Origin of the sequence: Paenibacillus paludis, assembly GCF_042610515.1 — a bacterium.
In the GTDB taxonomy this organism is placed as follows: domain Bacteria; phylum Bacillota; class Bacilli; order Paenibacillales; family Paenibacillaceae; genus Paenibacillus_AQ.
Genome location: NZ_JBGJZP010000007.1, coordinates 34009 through 54462 on the forward strand (window position 1 = coordinate 34009; position 20454 = coordinate 54462).

Here is a 20454-nt window from a genome sequence, read left to right on the forward strand (position 1 = left end):
AAATGAAGAACAAAAGAGCAATGTATCTGCTGCTGCCGGGCCTCTTGTTCCTGGCGGCCTTCATGCTGGTCCCGATCACGCTGACCATTGCCTCCACTTTCGTGCAGGATGGGAAGCTGACGCTGGAAGGGTATCTGCATTTTTTCCGCGACGGGTACTTTAACCGCATCCTGCTGACTACGCTCCGGGTAAGTGTCGTGACCACGCTGGTCTGCATGCTGCTCGGGTATCCGGCGGCTTATTATATTTCGCGGGCAAGCGCACGGAAGAAGAGCCTTCTGCTGGCGCTGTCGATCTTCCCGCTGCTGACCAGTCCCGTTGTGCGTTCCTTCAGCTGGATGATTATTCTCGGCAAAAAGGGGCTGATCAACTCCTTCCTGGTCAACACCGGGCTGATCGAAAAGCCCCTGGATATTCTCTATACGCCTACGGCAATGATGATCGGGCTGGTGCATTTATTCCTGCCGCTGATCATCATCACACTGCTGGGGGTTATGGAGAATCTGGATCATGAGCTGGTCCGGGCGGCGCGCAGTCTGGGCGCTTCCCCGTTTGCGGCGTTCCGCAAAATCACCTTCCCGCTGACAGTGCCGGGGCTGATCATCGGCGGAATTCTCGTCTTCGTCGGCAGTCTGACGGCCTATACCACGCCGGCGCTGCTCGGGGGTAAGGAACGGGTAGTCTCCACCTTCCTGTACCAGAATGCCATGACGCTGAATGACTGGCAGTCGGCCTCGGTTATTGCCGTAATTATGATCGTCATTACATTTGTGGTCGTGGGGCTGATGAACGTCTGGGCCAACCGATTAAATCCGAAGGGGTGAGAACATGAAGGAAGGAAACCGCGCGCTGTCGCTGTATACGCTGTTGGTCTTTATTTTTCTGCTGGGTCCGCTCATCATCATTTCCGTTACTTCCTTTGAGCCGGGCACAGTCCTGAAATTCCCCCCTGAGGGCTTTTCATTGAAGTGGTACAAAAATATCTTCGAGGTCAGCGCGTTCATGGAGACCTTCAAGACCTCGATTGTAATCTCGCTGCTCGGCAATCTGCTGGCGCTTCTCCTGGGTGTGCCTGCAGCCTACGCGCTGAGCAGATACCGGTTCCGCGGGCGGGATACGCTGAATGCGATTTTTCTGTCCCCCGTCCTGATTCCCGGCATTGTTCTGGGCTTCACGCTGCTGCGCTACCTGATTGTAGTGTATGGTCTGCCGATTGTGGCCGGACTGTTAATCGGACATACGGTAATCATGCTGCCTTTTATTATCCGGGTGATTGCCTCGAGTCTGGAGAATTTCGATTTCGCTGTGGAAGAAGCGGCGCAGAGCCTGGGAGCTTCCAGATTGTACACGTTCTTTAAAGTGGTCCTGCCCAATATCCGTTCCGGTATTCTGGCGGCCATTCTGATCGCTTTTCTGGAATCCTTCAACAATGTGGACATTTCCGTGTTCATGACCGGCCCGGGGATCAGTACCCTGCCGATTCAAATGCTGACCTATGTGCAAAATTACTTCGATCCCACGATTGCCGCGATTTCAGTCATTCTGATGGTGCTGACGGCGGCGCTGATGTTCGTCATTGAGCGTCTGATGGGATTCGCTTATTTTACCAAACGATAAACGGAGGCATAACGCAATGTCACTATTAAGTCTTGATCATGTATCGGTTGCGTATGACAACCGTTTGATCCTGGAGGATTTCAATCTGTCGCTGGCCAAGGGGCAGCTTCTCTCGCTGCTCGGCCCAAGCGGCTGCGGCAAAACGACCACACTGCGGCTGATCGCCGGTTTTCTGAACGCGGAATCAGGAGCATTTATGTTCGGCGGGAAGGACTATACCAAGATCCCCGTGGAAAAGCGGAATTTCGGTTTTGTGTTTCAGAGCTACGCGCTGTTCCCGCATCTGTCAGTTTATGACAATGTGGCGTTCGGCCTCCGGCTGCGGAAGCTGAAGGAAGCGGAGGTTAAGAAGCGGGTTACCCGGATGCTGGAAATTGTCAGTCTGGGCGGCTTTGAGAAAAGACTGCCCGCTGCCCTTTCCGGCGGACAACGCCAACGGGTAGCGATTGCCAGAGCGCTGGTCATCGAGCCGGACCTGCTGCTGTTCGACGAGCCGCTCAGTAATCTTGATGCCAATCTGCGGGTGAATATGCGGGTGGAAATCCGCCGCATCCAGCAGGAGCTGGGCATTACGACCGTCTATGTCTCCCATGACCAGGAGGAATGCTTCTCCATCTCCGATCAGGTAGCCGTGATGAATAATGGCAAGATCGAGCAGCTCGACAAGCCATCGGCGATCTTCAAATACCCGGCCAGTGAATTTGTGGCCCGGTTTATCGGGTTCGGAAACTTCATTTCCTTTGAGGGCAGGAATGACGAGGGAACGGATATCGAGCTCAGCCGGGGAGCGCTGAAGTTCCTGGCGGCCAAACGGCCGGGCGGGGAAGGCAATACCGGATTGCTTGGTGCCATCCGCCCTGATGATTTGCAATTGCTCGGCACTGCGCCTGATCCAAACACCGCCGGCAACACACTGCCTGGCACGGTGCAGATCAGCACGTATCTCGGCCGCAGCTATCAATACCAGGTGGAGACGGAGCTGGGTGTATTCACCGTTAATCAGGAAATGGAGCAGCCTTTCATTCAAGGACAGCAGGTTACGGTTTATTTTCCAAAAGAGAAGCTGGTGCTGGTGCAGTAGCGCTTCATAAGGAGCATACATGATGATTACAGATCAACTTATACTGAACGCTAAAGTGTACAACAGTTACTATAAACGGTTCGAGACGGCGAATGTCGCCGTGAAGGAGGGGCGTTTCCTCTATGTGGGGGCGCTCGGCGCGGAGACGTTCACAGCCGGGGAAGTCATTCAGGCGGAAGGCCGGTATATGGTGCCAGGCCTGATTGATATCCATCTGCATATCGAGAGCACGATGATTACGCCGGAGACCTTCTCCTACGGTATTCTGCAGCATGGGGTAACAACAATTGTTCCAGAACCGCATGAAATGGCCAATGTATTCGGCGTAGAAGGTGTACATGAGATGATCCGGGCCAGCCGGGACTGTCAGGTGGACATGTTCTATGCGATTCCAAGCTCGGTGCCGGCGACTCCGCTGGAGACAACGGGCGGCTCGATTGAAATTGCCGATATCGACGAGCTGATGGAGACGGAGCAGATGATCTGTCTGGGCGAAGTGATGAATTATGTTGATGTCATCCGCGACCCTGATTGCAAAAGCAACCGCATCATCCAGCATGTCCGCAGCCGTTATCCCGGTCTTGTCATCGAGGGGCATACGCCGAAGCTGCTGGACCTTGATCTGCACCGCCTGATCTATGCCGGGATTGATTCAGATCACACCCACCAGAGCATCGAAGGGCTTACCGCACGGATTGCAGCCGGGATGTTCATCGAGATTCAGGAGAAATCGATGACCCCCGATGTGATGGAGTATCTGATCAGCCATGCGGTCAGCGAGCATTTCTGCTTCGTGACCGATGATGTGATGACCGATTCCCTGGTGCAGACCGGGCACCTTGATCATCTGGTACGTAAAGCCATCGCCATGGGCATGGCCCCGGAGGATGCAGTCTATGCTGCTACCTTCACCCCGGCCCGGCGGATGAAGATGGCTGACCGCGGCGTGATCGCCCCGAACAAAGCCGCCGATTATGTACTGCTGTCGGATCTGGCCAGCTTCGCTATTGATAAGGTCTACAAACGGGGCGTCCAGGTCTACGACCGCATGCAGCCGCTGCCTCAGGTGGAGCGGGGGCCGCGGTTCCCGGCCCATTTCTACCGCAGCGTGCAGTTGGCTCCATTGGCTGCAAGCGACTTCGCGGTGTCATCAGAGCTGGCGGACGGCTGCTATGGCTGCCGGGTGATGATGGTCAACAACGTGTCCACGTTTACCGAAGAGAAGCACGCTGCGGCCGAGGTTAAGGGCGGCCAGCTGCAGTGGCAGGAAAGCGGCTATGGCCTGATCGCCACCTTTGAGCGCTATGGCAAAAACGGCAACCGCGCCTACGGCCTGATCGGCGGCGACACGATTAAACGCGGCGCCATTGCGACTACGTATTCGCATGACAATCACAATCTGCTCGTCGTAGGTCATAACCCTGAGGACATGATCCTGGCGGCGAATACAGTAATAGCTGCACAAGGCGGCTTCTGCGTCGTATGTGATGGTGAAGTGCTCGCATTGCTGGAGCTGCCGGTTGGCGGTATCCTGACCGAAGCACCGCTTGCAGAGACGGCTGAGCGCGTGCTCGCGCTGCGGACGGCAATGGAATCGCTGGGTTATAATCATTACAACCCGATTATGTCGATCAGCACCCATTCGCTCCCTGTCAGTCCTGCACTTAAAATCACGGATCACGGCCTGATTGATGTCGGCGCCGGACGGGTGGTACCGCTGCTGTATCCGCTTGGAGAAGAGTAGCCGCTGCTAGATGCAGCGGTAAAGTCATTGAGACGGGGTATCCCAGCAGGGGATGCCCCGTCTTCTTGTGAATACTGAATCTGACGTCTGTATGCTGCAACGAGGCATCTCTGCTGATATAGCTCCTAGCTCATAATAGCTCAAAATCGGCGGCTGCTCACCAGCACCAGGTAGCGTCAAGCTCACAGAAGTACATAATTGCATTTACTGCAATTAAAAAGAGCTGCAGCGGTCTATTTTCAGCGATAATTGCATTTCGTACACTTAAAAAGGACAGTAAGCTTACTTTTCCTGGTATCGGCGATATTTAACTGTACAAAGTGCAATTATATTTTGATTAACGCTGATATGCGCCTTTTTAGTTGCACGAAGTGCAGTTAGGATGTGGCAAGGCTCTAATTCTTCTATGGAGCAACAGCCGTACCAGCTCAACAAGCAACCTTTCAGGCAGAAACGCGGACTCAGCAAAAATGGTTTTAGCCTAAGCATATGCTGGCTACTCGCACCGGCTTTTTCCCATAAGATTCGGCTTTTGCGATTGACTTGCGTATGACACGACCCTATGATGATTAATAATATAAAATATAAGCGGAACTGGAAGAGGAGAGAGCGAACAGCATGGCTATGGAAATTGAACGCAAGTTTCTGCTGCCGGAATATCCGGAGCGGCTTATAGAGGACGGACAGCTTACGGTACTCACCCGGCACAGCATAGATCAGACCTATCTCGCGATCGAAGACGGGCAGGAACTGCGGGTGCGCAAAATTACCGATTTGGATTCAGGAGAGGTTACCTTTACACATACCTTCAAGGATGGCAAGGGGATCAGCCGCCAGGAGATTGAATATTACATCTCGGAAGGAATCTATAATCAGATGATTGATGCGGTCAAGGCTATTCCGCTGGTCAAAACCCGGATTACCGGCGTATGGAACGGTACTACGGTGGAAATTGATCTCTACACCCAGTTGGAGCTTACGGTGCTTGAGGTTGAATTTGATTCGCTGGAGGAAGCGGAAAGCTTCGCCGCCCCGGACTGGTTCGGTGAGGATGTGAGCGTAGAGAAGAAGTACAGCAACAAGACCGTCTGGAAGCAGCTGCAGAATAAATAGTGCAGCCGGTTCAGCCCTGATTTTTTATCGCAAAAGTTGACACATAAATAACGGACTTTAACGCTTAAACGTGTTACTATATAGGTTAAATAAAGAGGGGTTCAGGAGGATGAGACAGGTATGGAGTATATAAGCACAAGAGGAAATGTGGAAGCCAGAGGCTTTATTGATACGGTTCTGATGGGGCTTGCGGATGATGGAGGGCTGATGGTCCCTTTTAAGATCCCGGTGATTTCCCCGGAAACGCTGGAAGAGTGGAGAAGCCTCAGCTTCCAGGAGCTGTTCCTGGAGATTTTCTCCTACTATACCAACGACGAAATTCCCTATGAGGATCTAAAAGAAATGGTATACACCAGCTACGGAAATTTCCGTGCGCCGGAGGTTACGCCACTACGCAAGATTAACGATTCGCTACATGTGCTGGAGCTGTTTCATGGTCCTACGTTTGCTTTCAAGGATGTGGCGCTGCAGTTTATGGGTGAGCTGTATTCCTATATCTCCAAGGTGCGGGGCGAGATCATCCATATCCTCGGTGCAACCTCGGGCGATACCGGAGCGGCAGCCATTCAGGGCGTTCGCGGCAAGGAAGGGATCAAGATCTGCATCCTGCATCCGCATGGCAAAGTAAGCAAAGTACAGGAGCTGCAAATGACGACGGTGGATGACAGCAATGTGCTGAACCTGTCCGTGGAGGGCAACTTCGACGATTGCCAGAAGGTAATTAAGGAGCTGTTCGCGGATCTGGATTTCAAAGGGCGTTATCATCTGCGGGCGATTAACTCCATTAACTTTGTACGTATCCTGGCCCAGACCGTTTATTATTTCTATGCCTATCTGCAAATTGAAGGCAGCGACGAGAAGAAGATCAATATCAGCGTGCCTTCTGGCAACTTCGGCAACATCTTTTCAGGCTATTTGGCTAAAAAGATGGGCCTGCCGATCAACAAGCTGATTATCGCCACCAACGAAAATAACATTCTCGAACGGTTCGTACTGACCGGCGAATACAAGCCAGGCAGTTTTACGGGCACTTACAGCCCGTCGATGGACATCCAGGTGGCGAGCAATTTTGAACGCTATCTGTATTATCTGTTGGACGAGGATACAGTGAAGCTGTCTGCATATATGTCACAGCTGCAAACAGACGGCAAAATTACGGTGGACGGCGAGCTGTTCGACCAGGTGCAGGCTGATTTTGCCGCGCTTGGGGTCAAGAACCAGCAATGCCTCGATACCATCGGCAAATACGAGCAGGAATACGGCTATTTGCTGGATCCGCATACAGCCTGCGGCATCGCGGCTTATGAGGCCTTCAGCGGTCCAGGCGAAACGGCCATTACCTTCGCAACGGCGCATCCGGCCAAATTCGACGAGGCGATTGCCCTGACCGGTATCAAGCAGGACTTCCCAGCGCAGATTTCGGCCTTGTTCGAGAAGCCGCAGCATATGACGGTAGTCGAGCATGACAAGGCGGAGATTGTGCGGCAGCTGCAGGCTTTTTACGGATAAACAAGCCAGCTGCTGGCTGAACTAGACACCTTTGATTCATAGAACGCCAAGAGCCCCTTTCTTCACCAGAAGAAGGGGGCTCTTGGCGTTCTTAAAATATAAGAAATTATCTGCTTCACGCTATAAATTATCCTTCTATTTCTCGCTGAAACGGATACCGTCCTATTGAGGACGGTGAAGCCGTTTCCACTTGGCGAAGTACACATAAGGCTGTGATCTGCTCATGCTGTGTTTAACGTTATACGCCACGCACCGCTGCCAACTGCTGTTCCCTGGCTTTCTCGCAGAAATCAGCGACTTTGTAGGAGACGTAATAGGCCAGCATTTTTTCCGAATCGGAGAAATCGGTATCCAGCAGTCTCGCGATATGATCCAATTTATATCTGAGTGTATTCCGGTGAACATACAGCTCGTCGGAAGCGAGCTGCATGTTCCGGTTGTTTTTGAGATAAACAAAGAAGGTATGGTACAGGGTGGACTGATGGGCGGCATCGTATTCCTGCAGCTTGAGCAGCTCCGGATGACGGTACACTTGCTCCTCGCCAGACATCACCTCGGCAGAAAGCAGCTCATAGAGCTGGACATCGGCATAGTAGGTCAACTGCTGCCCGGGGCAGAGAATCCGGCCGATGCGGATTGCGCTTAAGGCTTGCAGATAGTGCATTCTGCACTGGGTCAGACTGGAGAACATGCTGCTGAGACCTATGGTGATGCCAGTCTGGTCCAGAAATTGCTGCAGCTGCCTGCTGCGGGCAAGCTCTTTGGAAAGGTTTCCGTCATGGATCATCACGATCCGGCCCTCATAATAGCTGCATGGACTGCCGGGGAAAAGCTGTTGTAAACGCTCTCTTAAATAATCGTCATAACGGCCCGATCCCTCATAGCGGGTTAGATCGAACAGCAGCACAAGCAGTTGTGTGCCGAACTTTAGGCCTGCCGATAACATCCGGTCCCGGATAGTGCCGGGGTCCTGAGGCTGCTGATCCAGCAGTCCGCAGATGAAATCCTCTACCTTTATATTTTTGGCGTTGCGGTAGTAGCTGCTCTTGCCCATTTCTTCTGCAAGAATGGTGGCGGCAATCGCCAGCAGTTCGGGATCTCTGGGCCGGAAAGGGCTCTTGCAGCCGAGCAGCAGCACGTTGCCGACTTGCTTGCCGCCTACTTTTATTTTGGAGATCAGCTTGGTATTGGCAGTCTCCTCACAGGTAACTTCATACGCAGCATCCGTTTGTTTGCCCCGCCTTACACTTTCCATTCGGTTCACAGCCGCAATGAAGTCATAAGAGCAGTAGCCCTTGCGGATATTCTCGTTCCACAGATAATCGTCGATATCCTCCTGGCCGGAGTGGGCCACAATCTTGAAGCTTGCGTCAAACACAATCACGGGATTTCCCAGCAGCCCTGCGGCTGTGTTCACAATTGCCGAAAGGCCTGCGCCAGAAATGTATGCTGTGAACAAAGATGCGGTATAGTGCTCAACTTCGATTGTTTCACGCTGCAGCTCATTTAAGGTAACATCCATTGGTATCGCCCCCTAATAATCATAGTGCAATTTGCACTATAAAGAAGTGATTTTTGGCGCTTGTAAATATATTCACAAAGTATCTGGAGCCTTACACTATAGGTGGAGGTGCTAAGCAGATGAAATATGAGAAACTGTTTGCAGCAGGAAAAATAGGACGTCTTACCCTGAAGAACCGGATTGTAATGCCGGCGATGGGCACGTCACTGGCAGCGGCCAGCGGCGAAGCCTCGGACGAAATGATTGCCTTCTATGAAGAACGTGCCGCCGGCGGCTGCGGCCTGATTATTACAGAGATTACGCGGGTGGACAACGAAACGGGTGTGGGAACCCCCAACCAGCTGAATGCAAGTGATCTGTTGTTCGTTCCGCGGCTGGAGAAGCTGGCCAGAGCCGTACACCGCCATGACAGCAAAATCTTCCTCCAGCTGCAGCATCCCGGACGGCAGAATCACGGGCGGCTGATCGGCGGCAAGCAGATTGTGGCGCCTAGCGCAGTCATGTCATCAGCCATTGGTGAAATGCCCCGGGAGCTGACTACTGAAGAGGTTGAAGGGCTGGTGCGCAAATTCGTATTCGGCGCGGTTATCGCCCAGACTGCAGGGATCGACGGTGTGGAAATCCATGGTGCCCACGGGTATCTGATCGGGCAGTTTCTAAGCCCGCTGACCAACCTGCGGACCGACAAATACGGCGGTTCACTGGAAGGCAGAATGATGTTCCTGAGTGAGATCGTTCAAGGAATCAAGCAGACCTGCGGGGCCGGATTCCCGGTATCCGTGCGGATCGACGGGGATGAATTTGTGCCTGGGGGCATTACGCTGGAAGAAGCGCTGCTCACAGCGAAACATCTGGAACAGCTCGGTGTGGACTGCATAAATGTAAGCGCTGGCACCTATGAGTCGTCAAATACGATCATTGAGCCGATCTCCTATCCGCAAGGGTGGAAAAAACATCTTGCTGCGGCCATGAAGCAGGCCGTTCAGATTCCGGTGATCGCTTGTGATGTAATCCGCAAACCGGAGTTTGCCGAGAGCCTGCTCCAGGAAGGAAATACGGATTTCGTGGCGCTCGGCAGAGCCCAGCTGGCCGATCCGGAGTGGGGGAACAAGGCGGCAGAAGGCCGCGAAGCCGAGATCAGAACCTGCATCTCCTGCCTGTACTGTATCCAGGAAGTAATGGAGTGCAAGGTCATTAAGTGCGCCGTCAATGCGCGGGTAGGGCGGGAGCTTGAATTCGCCGAGCCGCCGCGGGATGGCGGCGGCAAGGTTGTGGCCGTGATAGGCGGCGGTCCGGCAGGCATGGAGGCTGCGCGGATTCTGGCGCTGCGGGAGTTCAAGCCGGTGCTGTTCGAAGCACGGGATGTGCTGGGAGGCAGCGTGGAGCTGGGCAGCCGCCCGCCGCTTAAGGAGAAGCTGAACTGGTTCATCGACAATATGCAGCATCAGCTGGAGCAGCTGAATGTGGATGTCCGGCTTTCAACGAAGCCTACGCTGGAGCAGCTGAAGTCGCTGAATCCGTATGCGGTATTTATCGCTGCCGGGGCACAGCCGATTGTGCCTGCTATTCCGGGAGTGGATAAGGCAGCGGTCTGCACGGTTGTCGACGTGTTAAGCGGAGCTGCTGTAATCAAGAACAAGCGGGCGGTAGTAATCGGCTCGGGCATGACCGGACTGGAGACGGCGGAATATCTGGCCAGCCTCGGCAATCAGGTCACGGTAGTGGAAATGCAGCCGCGGGTTGGCCCGGATGCATATCTTCCGAACCTGATCGACATTGTTACCCGGCTGAAAAAGAGCGGCGTGGAGCTGCTGGCTTCGACGAAGCTGGTAGAAGTGCGGGACGGGGCCATTGTGCTGGAGAACAGCGCCACGGGTGAAACCTCAGTGAGGGAAGCAGATGCCGTAGTGCTGTCCATTGGAGTTGCACCTGAGCGTTCATTCACGGAAGAGCTCAAGCTGGCCCTGCCGAAGGTGAAGATAATTGGCGATGCCGGCAAGCCCGGCAGAATCGGGCAGGCGATTCAGTCCGGCTTCGAGACAGCATTTGTACTGAATTGATACTAAATAAAGGAGGATTCAATGATGGGGAGTTTTGTGAAAAGTTTTGCGGATATCAAGAAGTATGGAGGCAGACCGACTACCTTCTATGATGCAGAGATGCTTACGGTGTATTGGGAGACGAAACCGGAGATTATCGAACGCCTGCTGCCGAAGCCGCTGAAGCCTGCCAGCCGTCCGCTCGTCAATGCGTTTGTGGCCGACTATCCGGCAACGAACTTCTGCCCGCCTTACCGTGAAGCCGGATTGTTCGTGCTGGCTGACTATAACGGACAGCTGGGCAACTACTGTCTGTCCATGCCGATTACAAGCGATATCGGTATGGCGATGGGCCGCGAGGTCTGCGGCCTGCCTAAGAAGATGGCCGATATCCGCATGAACAGCTCGGAACGTACCTTCGAAGGGGCGATCAGCCGGAATGGCGTTGACTTTTTCAACATAAAGGCCACTATGGAGGACCGCTTCAATGACGGCAAGGCCGGAGGGATTCTGGAGGAGTATTACGGCAAGGACATTCCTTTATACAACATCAAGTATGCCAATGCGGTTGACGGAAGCGGCTTTGATCTGATGCCTACGCTGGTGACCCAGCGGCTGGTCAGTGACGTTAAGGTGTATAAGGCTGCCGAAGCTTCGATTACCTTCCAGGAGTCTGAGCATGATCCATGGAGCGAGCTTGAAGTCGTGAACATGCTGGGAGCGGTCTATACCGTCAGTACGAATGTGCTGGAAAAAGGCAAAGTGCTGGAACAGCTCAATCCGATGGAGTTCCTGCCCTATTGCTATCTCCGCTGGGACTGGTGGGAGAACAAGCTGCAGCCGGAACATACCCCATCGTCCATATAAGTCGAGAACACATCATTATCAGAACAGGCTTACAAAACTATTAGGAGGGTTTACGATGAACAATCTTTTTGACTTAACGGGGAAAACGGCAATCGTGTCGGGCGCATCCAGCGGAATCGGTGTGGAGTTTGCGGAAATGCTCGCGGATCAAGGGGCTGATGTGGCGATATTGGCCAGAAGATATGACAAGCTGAAAGCGGTGGCTGAGAAGATCACGGCGAAGTATCCGGAACGCCGGATTATCCCGATCGAATGTGATGTAACCAAAGAAAACCAGATTATTGCTGCGGTTCAAAAGGTGATGGCCGAGTTCGGCAAAATTGATATCCTGCTGAACAACGCCGGTATCGTCGATTCCGTGCCGATTGAAGCGCTGGAGGAGGAGGCCTGGGACCGTGTGCTTGATACCGATCTGAAGGGCGTGTTCCTGATGTCCAAACATGTTATCCGCCATATGAAGGAACGGAAATACGGCCGGATTGTCAATACCGCCTCCATGCTGGGGCTTACCGCTTCGGCGTCCATCCCTACCCATTCCTATAACGCGGCTAAGGGCGGAGTGATTCACCTGACCCGGGGTGTGGCAGCAACGTATGCGAAGCACGGAATTACTGTCAATGCGATTGGACCGAGCTTGTTCAAGAGTGAAATGACGGAGAATACGCTCTTTTCGGAGCAGGCTTTGAAAATGTACAACGCCGTATGCCCGATGGGCCGTCCCGGAAATCCCGGTGAGCTGAATGGAGCTGTGCTGTATTTTGCCTCGGATGCTTGCAGCTACACTACCGGGCAAACGTTGTTCGTTGACGGAGGCTGGACGATTATATAATTTAAAAGTGTTGTGAGGAGAAGCGCCTGCATTTATGCAGGTGCTTTTTTTCACATAGTGATCCTATCAGAATTTGTCGGAAATTACCCGTTAAAAGTGGACATGACCACCCTGACAGTGAGAAAATAGCATATAGAGATTAGTGAGAACAAAAAAAGGACGGGATCATCATGACAATTCGATTCGGGGTCGTAGGCACCAACTGGATTACAGACCGCTTTGTTCAGGCCGGACTGGAAAATGAGGAATTTCTCCTTACAGCCGTACATTCCCGCACAGAAGAGAAGGGCCGCGCTTTTGCCGCCAAATATGCGGGAGCTGCCATTTACACAGATCTGGAGGAGATGGTCTCCAGCGGCGAAGTGGACGCCATATATATCGCCAGTCCCAATTCCATGCATGCCGAACAGGCGCTGGTGTGCATGAACCATGGCAAGCATGTGATATGTGAGAAACCGGCCGCTTCCAACAGCACAGAGCTGCGGGCGATGATTGAAGCTGCGAACAGCAATGATGTGCTGCTGATGGAGGCAATGAAATCAACCTTCATGCCGAATTTCGGCGTTATTAGAGACAACCTTTACAAGCTGGGTCAAGTGCGGCGGTATTTCGCCAGTTATTGTCAATATTCGTCGAGATATGATGCATACCGGCAGGGAACGGTGCTGAATGCTTTTAATCCGGAATATTCGAACGGCTCGCTTATGGATCTGGGCATTTATTGCCTGTATCCGCTGGTGGCATTGTTTGGCAAGCCTGATTCGATTAAGGCTACGGGCATTATGCTCTCTTCCGGAGTGGACGGGGAGGGGAGTATGGTTATGCGCTATGCCGATATGGATGCGGTTGTCATGCATTCCAAGATTACCGATTCCTATTTGCCTGCCGAGATTCAGGGGGAGAACGGAACGATGGTGATCGACAAGATCAACCAGCCCTATCAGGTCAAGATTCATTACCGCGACGGTACGGTCGAGGAGCTTACGCTGCCGCAGGTATTCGAACCGATGTATTATGAGGTGCAGGAATTCATCCATCTGCTGAGGAATGGACACCGCGAGAGCAACACCAACAGCCATGCCAATTCGCTCGCGGTTGCGGAGGTAATGGAGGAAGCCAGAGCACAGATCGGCCTCCGCTACGCCTCGGATCTATAGTTGAAACCGCTGGGATTACAGAGGGAAAAGGGGAGCAGAACTTGAAGACTTTCAAAAAGGTGTACATCGAGATTACAAGCGTCTGCAACCTGGCCTGCAGCTTCTGTCCGCCCACGGAGCGGCAGAAGAATTTCATGAAGCTCGACACCTTTAATAAGATTCTGGACGAGATCAAGCCACATAGCAGTCATATCTATCTTCATGTCAAAGGCGAGCCGCTGCTGCATCCGAAGATCGGCGAGCTGCTGGACGCTGCCCACGCCAAAGGCTTCAAGGTCAACATTACGACCAACGGCACGCTGATCCATAAGGCGGGGCCGAAGATTCTCGGCAAGCCGGCGCTTAGGCAGATGAACTTCTCGCTGCACAGCTTCGACGGACATGCTGGCTCAGAGAACCGCGAGGGCTATCTCCGGGAGATCATTTCGTTCGTGCGCGAGGTTTCTGCGCAGGGTGTGATTATCTCCTTCCGGCTATGGAATTTGACGGAGGATAACCTGACCAATCTGGAACGAAGCCGCAACCGCGAGACATTGGCCTTGCTGGAGGAGGCGTTTCAGCTGGATTTCAAGATTGAGGAGAAGGTTATGCCGGGCACTGGCGTCAAAATCGCCCCGCGCATCTATCTCAACCAGGACCATGAGTTCAGATGGCCTGCCCTGCACGAGCCGGAGGACGACGGCAAAGGCTTCTGCCATGCGCTGCGCAGCCAGGCGGCGGTGCTGGTCGACGGCACGGTCGTGCCGTGCTGTCTTGATGGCGAGGGTGTCATCAACCTCGGCAACATCCATGAGAAGCCCTTCTCCGAGATTGTCGAGGGCGAGCGGGCGAACAACCTGTTCTACGGCTTCTCCCGCAGGGAAGCCGTAGAGGAGCTGTGCCGCAAATGCGGGTACCGGCAGCGGTTTGGAACTTAAGCTTTTGTAGTTGCTGTATCCAAAAAAGAGAACCGGGACTTTCCGGTTCTCTTTTTTGGATGGAACAAAGACGTTTAACTTATATCTGCTAGTCCCTAATGATCACATCTGCCTGTATAAGTGTTTTTTCATAACTCGTGCCTGGATTGAGGATTCTCCACAGCAGCTGATCTACAGCTCTTGTGCCAAGCAGCTCCTTATTGACATTAACGGTCGCCAGGAATGGTATGGAAGGGTGCGTATTATCAAAACCGGTAAACACCAAAGCGTCGGGTATAGCCATGCCCATAAATTCGAACGTCTCCATGGCGAACAAGGCGTAAATATCGTTTGCGCATACAAAGACCTCGGGCAGTCCGTGTTCGGTAATGGCAGCCGCGAAGGTTTCCCTGAAGTTATCAATTTCGGGTCCGTTAAGTGAAGGGATCTGCTTAAGTTCGATATCGTTATCTTCGAGTGCTGCCCGAAAGACAAGGAATCGTTCATAAAAACTATGGGCATCACGTATGTTTCCAAGGAATTGATAGTCCCGGTAGCCCTTATTAATGACAAAGTTCATCATTTCTTTCATGGATGACGGATTATCGGTAAAGATGGAATCGCAATGAAAGCTGGGGTCGGAGTGATCCACCATCATGACCGGAATGCCCAGACTACGAATCTCTACCAGAATAGGTGTTGAAATGGAACCTACCGTAATCACACCCATGATCGCTTCAGGGTTAAGAAGAGAAAACATCGAGTCGTCTTTAGGTTCCGTTAATGTTAATACGTTAATGCCCCTCTGATTCAATCTGGAAGAGATACCGCTAAATACCGGTCCCCAATACAAAGATTTCGGGTTCTGGTAGCGGATGTTTGGAAATAAAATCAGAACTGTGCCGGACCATTTGCGGGCATCCAGATCGACCAGCTCGCCTGGAGTTTGCGCAGACTTAGAGTCTTTAAAGTAACCAAGCTGTCCGGCGGCCTTGAATATCGTATCTCTCGTCTGTGAACTGACTCCGGGTTTGCCGGATAATGCCCTTGATACTGCAAATTTCGACAGCCCCGTAAAATCAGCTATGGATTGGATAGTTACTTTACGTCGCATACAAATCATCCTACTTTAATCAGATTATTTTATAATTCCCGAAGACAATTACATTACAATTTTACATGAAGAATGAGTGGCTAACACTTGTTTTTTTGAATTTGGTTATTTGCTTCCTTTGGGATGGTTTTGTTATTTTGTTTTAGGGCTATATTTTTGTTTGGGGTTTTTGATTATTGTTATTTTTGTTATGCAAAAGATAACATTATTATTGACAATGTACAAGTTAATGACTTATTTACGATATAACTTGTCCTATTTCATGGAAAAAGTGAGATTAAGTATAAAAAATGATTGACCGTTTTCTTGGGTGGTGGTAATATTTGTTATGTTAAGAAAAACAAAATACAATAACAAATAAAGGCGGTGTTCCAAACAAACGAAGGGAATTGTGCTTCTGTTATTTTTTTATGCAGTCGTGTAAGCGCTTTATCCAGAAGGGGACAGCACTGACGTATTCATATCATTAACGGGAGGTTTGACGAATGAGAAAGATAAAGGGGTATTCAGTTTTATTATTATGTTTTGTTTTTTTACTTACAGCCTGCAGTGGCGGGAACAATGCTGCCAACAATACAAAAGTAAATGCGACTACTGAGCCTGCAGCTACAGAAGCGGCGGTAGAAGCAACAGCAGAAGCAACGGCAGCACCGGTTGACATGGGCGGACGTGTAATTAAGGTAGCGGCTTGGTGGGATCTGAAGCCTGCGGGTAATTCAGCTTCCGAGAAGGAACGTCTTGCTAAAATTGCTGAAGTAGAGAAAAAGTATAACTGCAAGTTCGAATTTGTAAACGTTCCCTTCCAAGAGTTCATGCCTAAATTCACGGCTACCGCACTTACGGGTGAACCCTTTGCCGATATCGTCATTATGGAGTACAACTCGGCATGGCCTGCAATCCTCAAGGGACAGCTGCTGAAAGTTAGCGAATATACTACAGCCGCTTCCAATATCAACAATGAAGCTAATCTATTGGTTAAGGCACCTCAAATCGCAAACGAGGACTATGCCTTCGCTGAACCCGGCGTCGGTGGTGCGGGCATCCATTACAACCGCGATTTGTTCAAAAAACTGGGGCTTCCCGATTTGCAGGAGCTTTATGCCAGTGGACAATGGAATTGGGATAAATTCATCGAAGTCGCCAAACAAGCCACTAAGGATACGAATAATGACGGTAAAATCGACACTTATGGATTCTCGGGCTGGGCTATCGATATCCTGCGTAACTTCTCCGCAGCTAATGGTGGAAAGCTTGTGGACGAAGCCACAAGTACACAAGGTCTGACTGATCCCAAAGTCATTGAAACCGCTGAATTTATAAACCGTTTGTACAACGTTGAAAACGTTGTCAAAGTCAAAGGATCAGACAAAGTTGGCTATGACGAATTCAATACCTTCAAAGATGGCGATGTAGCGATGTTCCCGGCTCCGATTTGGAATTTGGGAGATTTGACTTTCGATTTCGGTGTTGTTCCGTTCCCGAATGGACCCTCAGGATCTCCTGAACTTACCTATGCTGATAACGGCAAGAATGCATTTTTCATTCCTAAAGGTGTAAAAGATCCACAGGCTGTCTACCAGGCTTTCGAAGATACCTATGATATTACTCAAACCGGAGATTTTCCGAGCCAAGAGTGGCTGGAAAGCATCTACACTCATGAAGAAGATGTAGCTATGATGCATGAGCATATCAACAACACAGGCCAGATTCTTTTGGAAACCGCTTACCCGGAATTCCCGACCACCAATTTCATGAAGGACATTATTGTAAACAATCAATCGGTTACAGCAACAGCCGAGAAATATAAGCCAGAGGCGGAGGCTTCCATTGCCAAGCTAGGCAAGTAACAGAAGCGGTTCGTATCGTCATAAGAACAGGGGGATGTCTTGGCGACTCCCCCTGTTGTATGAATATAAGATTTCACCATAGCACGTAAGCTCTCCCGTAAAAGGGTGATAACCGCTTGCGCTTGTAAGGAGGACTTCTGGTGATAAGTAAAATGCGTCAATCCAAAATGGCCAAGAATATAACGCTTGCTGCAATGGCATTATTGATCACGCTTCCGGCAGGCTTAAATGTACAGGTAGATGCAAGTGCGCAAGCAACGTCCGCAGTGGAGCAAGTACCCAATGAAACAACGGCTACAGTGGAGACAGCGGCTTTTAATGAGCATAAATACGTATCCTACTTAACCGGACATGAGGGGGCTCCCAGACCTGATCAAGAAATTGTACTGGAGGCAGCTAATTATAGTCATGTTGAGGGCAACGGCTTCGAGAAGCTACCGGATTACGAAGGCATGGCAGGCCAATCTCTATTAACGGGGGAATCCGGCAGGGTCGAATGGAATGTTCAAGTCGCGGAAGAGGGCTTCTATAATTTATCCATGCTGTATTATCCCGTTGAAGGGAAAAGCTCAGCGATTGAGCGCGCCTTATATATTGACGGCAAGCTCCCTTTTCGGGAAGCAGCTTTCTTGCAGTTTGACCGTATTTGGGTTGACCAATTGGATCAGCTGGTTCAAGACAATCAGGGTAATGATCTGAGGCCTAGACAGATTGAGAAACCGGGCTGGAGCGAGAAAGCGTTCCAAGACTCTAACGGTTATGAGAATGAGCCCTTTTTATTTTATTTCTCTAAAGGCTCACACACGTTAACTTTGGAATCTTCCAGAGAGCCTGTCGTTCTTAAGCAGTTGAAGCTGTTTAAGCAAGCGGAGCCGCTGCCTTATAAGGAAGTAAAGAAGCAATTGGATGCCGATGGTGTTCAGGCCTCCAGCGGTCAGCTCCTGAGGATCGAGGGAGAGGATGCGGCTGCCAAATCATCGCCAACCTTGTACCCGCTTAGCGAGCGTTCCAGTGCCGCGGTTCATCCTTACAGTTCTTCCAAGATCAAGATCAATACCATAGGCGGGCTGAATTGGCGAATACCCGGCCAGTGGATTGAATGGGAAATTGATGTCCCTGAGACCGGATTATATAAAATGGCCTTTAAGACACAGCAGAATTATGTCAGGGGGATTTATTCCACCCGGAGGCTGACCATAGACGGAATAGTGCCGTTTGAGGAAATGGCAAAGGTTCCTTTTCGATATAAAAGCTCCTACCGGTTGGACATTATGGGTGGGGACGAACCCTATTTATACAAGCTGGAAAAGGGCAAACATGTTGTGAGGCTTGAGGTAAGCCTTGGCGAGTTCGCCCCTTTAATTCGCGAGGTAGAGGACAGCCTGTACAATCTCAATTCCATGTACCGCAAGATCCTGATGATTACGGGAACCAAGCCGGATGAATACCGTGATTACCAGCTGGATAAAAAAGTGCCTGACATGCTTGAGGTGTTTGGTGCCGAACGGGACCGATTAACGGGGATTGCCAAGCAATTGGTCCAGTTGTCAGGACAATCGAGTGATCAGGAAGCGCTGCTCAAAACAATGGCACAGCAGTTGGGCGAATTAATTGATGATCCGGACACCATTCCAAGAAGACTGGCCGCATATAAGACGAATACCGGAGGACTTGGAACATGGGTACAGACAGCAAGAGAGCAGCCGCTTGAAGTAGATGCACTTTACTTAGCTTCTCCCGATAAGAAGTTTCCCAAGAAAGGGATGGGTTTTGGCTCGAAGTTTAAGCATGAGACCGCTACCTTCTTCGCTTCCTTCTTTACCGATTACAACCAAATCGGAAATGTGTCGGAAGAGGATGACCAGAAATCAGTAACCGTCTGGATCGGAAGCGGACGGGATCAGGCGAATACGATGAAGGCCATGATTGATGAGACATTCACATCCGCCACGGGCATTAATGTCAACCTGAAGCTCGTCAACATGACGACATTGCTTCCGGCTACCTTAGCCGGGCAAGGACCCGATGTAGCGATGCAGATCGGCAATGATCTACCTGTTAACTTTGCAATGCGCAATGCGGCGGCAGATCTGACACAGTTTGCAGACTTTGATGAAGTGAGCAGCCGTTTCCGGGAAAGCGCAGTTGTACCTTACAGATATGATAGCGGAGTGTATGCCTTACCTGAGACCCAGACCTTTAATATGCTCTTCTACCGGAAGGACATTTTGGAGGAGCTTCATCTGCAAGTGCCTCAGACTTGGGATGAGGTATCCACTTTACTTGCTGTGCTCAGTAAGAACCATATGCAGTTTGGACTGCCGGTTGTGGTTCAATCCGCAGTCCAAGGGCAGAACATCCCGCCTAACTCGATGTACGCCGCGCTCTTATTTCAGAATGGCGGACAATTTTACCGGGATGGCGGACAGGAGTCAGATCTCGATTCGCGGACCGGGATGGAAACGTTCAAGCAGTGGACGGAGTTTTACACCGATTACAAGCTTGAGCGTGAATATGACTTTGCCAATCGCTTCCGCACAGGAGAAATGCCTTTCGGCATAGCCGATTACACACTATATAACCAGCTTTCTGTATTTGCTCCGGAGATTCGGGGGATGTGGGGCTTCGTGCCGATCCCGGGAACCGTGCAAACAGATGGCACCTTGGACCGGACGGTATCCAGCGGGGGAAGTGCTGTCGTGATGATGGATAAGGCCAAAGACAAAGAGGCATCTTGGGAATTTATGAAATGGTGGACGAGTGAAGAGACGCAAACGGTGTTCGGACGTGAGATGGAAGGGTTAATGGGGGCGGCAGCCCGTTATCCGACCGCTAACATCAAAGCGTTGGACAGCTTGCCTTGGCCCGTTGCCGATTATGATAATTTGAAAGCCCAGTTCGAGTGGGCCGAAGGTGTTCCTGAAGTTCCGGGCGGGTATTTCACGGGCAGACATTTATTCAACGCTTTCTACAAAACGGTAGTCGGCGGCGTGGAAGCACGGGAATCCATTATGGACTATGTCCAATATATTCAGGACGAGATCACCACCAAACGGAAAGAGTTTGGTCTATAGCGGTAAGGAGGAGGGTCAAGCGTGCAAAATTGGTGGAGCCTGAAG

At 51.2% G+C, this 20454-nt stretch carries 15 protein-coding genes; 13 read left to right on the plus strand and 2 right to left on the minus strand.

All coding sequences use genetic code 11. The features are described 5' to 3' along the window. Window positions 1–2 precede the first annotated feature (2 nt). The 6 genes from ACAN56_RS15210 to thrC all read left to right on the plus strand — a co-directional run bounded on the left by ACAN56_RS15210 (window position 3) and on the right by thrC (window position 7064). Entirely contained in the window at window positions 3–824 is an 822-nt protein-coding gene (locus ACAN56_RS15210) for an ABC transporter permease (protein ID WP_379143862.1), read from the plus strand. Window positions 825–828: 4 nt separating this feature from the next. After that, window positions 829–1617, plus strand: coding sequence for an ABC transporter permease (locus ACAN56_RS15215; RefSeq protein WP_038586142.1), 789 nt, complete (start codon window positions 829–831; stop codon window positions 1615–1617). 16 nt (window positions 1618–1633) lie between these two features. Next, window positions 1634–2698, plus strand: a complete 1065-nt coding sequence (locus tag ACAN56_RS15220; protein WP_038586144.1) for an ABC transporter ATP-binding protein — start codon at window positions 1634–1636, stop codon at window positions 2696–2698. 22 nt (window positions 2699–2720) lie between these two features. After that, window positions 2721–4442, plus strand: coding sequence for an adenine deaminase (locus ACAN56_RS15225; protein ID WP_379143866.1), 1722 nt, complete (start codon window positions 2721–2723; stop codon window positions 4440–4442). 618 nt (window positions 4443–5060) lie between these two features. Continuing rightward, window positions 5061–5555 carry a CYTH domain-containing protein gene (locus ACAN56_RS15230; RefSeq protein WP_038586150.1) on the plus strand — a complete coding sequence of 165 codons (495 nt, stop codon included), beginning with the start codon at window positions 5061–5063 and terminating at the stop codon, window positions 5553–5555. 120 nt (window positions 5556–5675) lie between these two features. Beyond that, window positions 5676–7064, plus strand: a complete 1389-nt coding sequence (gene thrC, locus ACAN56_RS15235) for a threonine synthase (protein WP_038586152.1) — start codon at window positions 5676–5678, stop codon at window positions 7062–7064. A 238-nt stretch (window positions 7065–7302) separates the two neighbouring features. Here the strand turns inward: thrC and ACAN56_RS15240 are convergent, their stop codons facing one another. Beyond that, the gene (locus tag ACAN56_RS15240) at window positions 7303–8586 is read right to left on the minus strand and encodes a PucR family transcriptional regulator (RefSeq protein ID WP_038586154.1); all 1284 of its coding nucleotides are present in this window, start codon (window positions 8584–8586) and stop codon (window positions 7303–7305) included. A 119-nt stretch (window positions 8587–8705) separates the two neighbouring features. Between ACAN56_RS15240 and ACAN56_RS15245 the strand changes: the two genes are divergently transcribed. The 5 genes from ACAN56_RS15245 (at window position 8706) to ACAN56_RS15265 (ending at window position 14395) form a co-directional block, all read left to right on the plus strand. After that, a complete protein-coding gene (locus ACAN56_RS15245; RefSeq protein ID WP_379143870.1) occupies window positions 8706–10646 on the plus strand; it encodes an oxidoreductase in 1941 nt (646 codons plus the stop codon). A 21-nt stretch (window positions 10647–10667) separates the two neighbouring features. Continuing rightward, complete coding sequence (locus tag ACAN56_RS15250) at window positions 10668–11492, plus strand: acetoacetate decarboxylase family protein (protein WP_379143872.1); 825 nt, start codon at window positions 10668–10670, stop codon at window positions 11490–11492. Window positions 11493–11547: 55 nt separating this feature from the next. Further along, complete coding sequence (locus tag ACAN56_RS15255) at window positions 11548–12321, plus strand: SDR family NAD(P)-dependent oxidoreductase (RefSeq protein WP_038586158.1); 774 nt, start codon at window positions 11548–11550, stop codon at window positions 12319–12321. A 170-nt stretch (window positions 12322–12491) separates the two neighbouring features. Then, window positions 12492–13478, plus strand: a complete 987-nt coding sequence (locus ACAN56_RS15260; protein WP_038586160.1) for a Gfo/Idh/MocA family protein — start codon at window positions 12492–12494, stop codon at window positions 13476–13478. 41 nt (window positions 13479–13519) lie between these two features. Beyond that, complete coding sequence (locus tag ACAN56_RS15265) at window positions 13520–14395, plus strand: radical SAM/SPASM domain-containing protein (RefSeq protein WP_340894725.1); 876 nt, start codon at window positions 13520–13522, stop codon at window positions 14393–14395. A gap of 88 nt (window positions 14396–14483) precedes the next feature. On the opposite strand, the gene ACAN56_RS15270 is transcribed toward ACAN56_RS15265, so the two are convergent. Then, window positions 14484–15488: a LacI family DNA-binding transcriptional regulator gene (locus ACAN56_RS15270; RefSeq protein WP_379143876.1), complete on the minus strand. Its 1005-nt coding sequence runs from the start codon at window positions 15486–15488 to the stop codon at window positions 14484–14486. Window positions 15489–15973: 485 nt separating this feature from the next. Between ACAN56_RS15270 and ACAN56_RS15275 the strand changes: the two genes are divergently transcribed. Both ACAN56_RS15275 and ACAN56_RS15280 read left to right on the plus strand, forming a co-directional pair. Continuing rightward, window positions 15974–17335, plus strand: a complete 1362-nt coding sequence (locus tag ACAN56_RS15275; RefSeq protein WP_038586166.1) for an ABC transporter substrate-binding protein — start codon at window positions 15974–15976, stop codon at window positions 17333–17335. A gap of 152 nt (window positions 17336–17487) precedes the next feature. Next, the gene (locus ACAN56_RS15280; protein ID WP_379144306.1) at window positions 17488–20409 is read left to right on the plus strand and encodes an extracellular solute-binding protein; all 2922 of its coding nucleotides are present in this window, start codon (window positions 17488–17490) and stop codon (window positions 20407–20409) included. Window positions 20410–20454 lie beyond the last annotated feature (45 nt).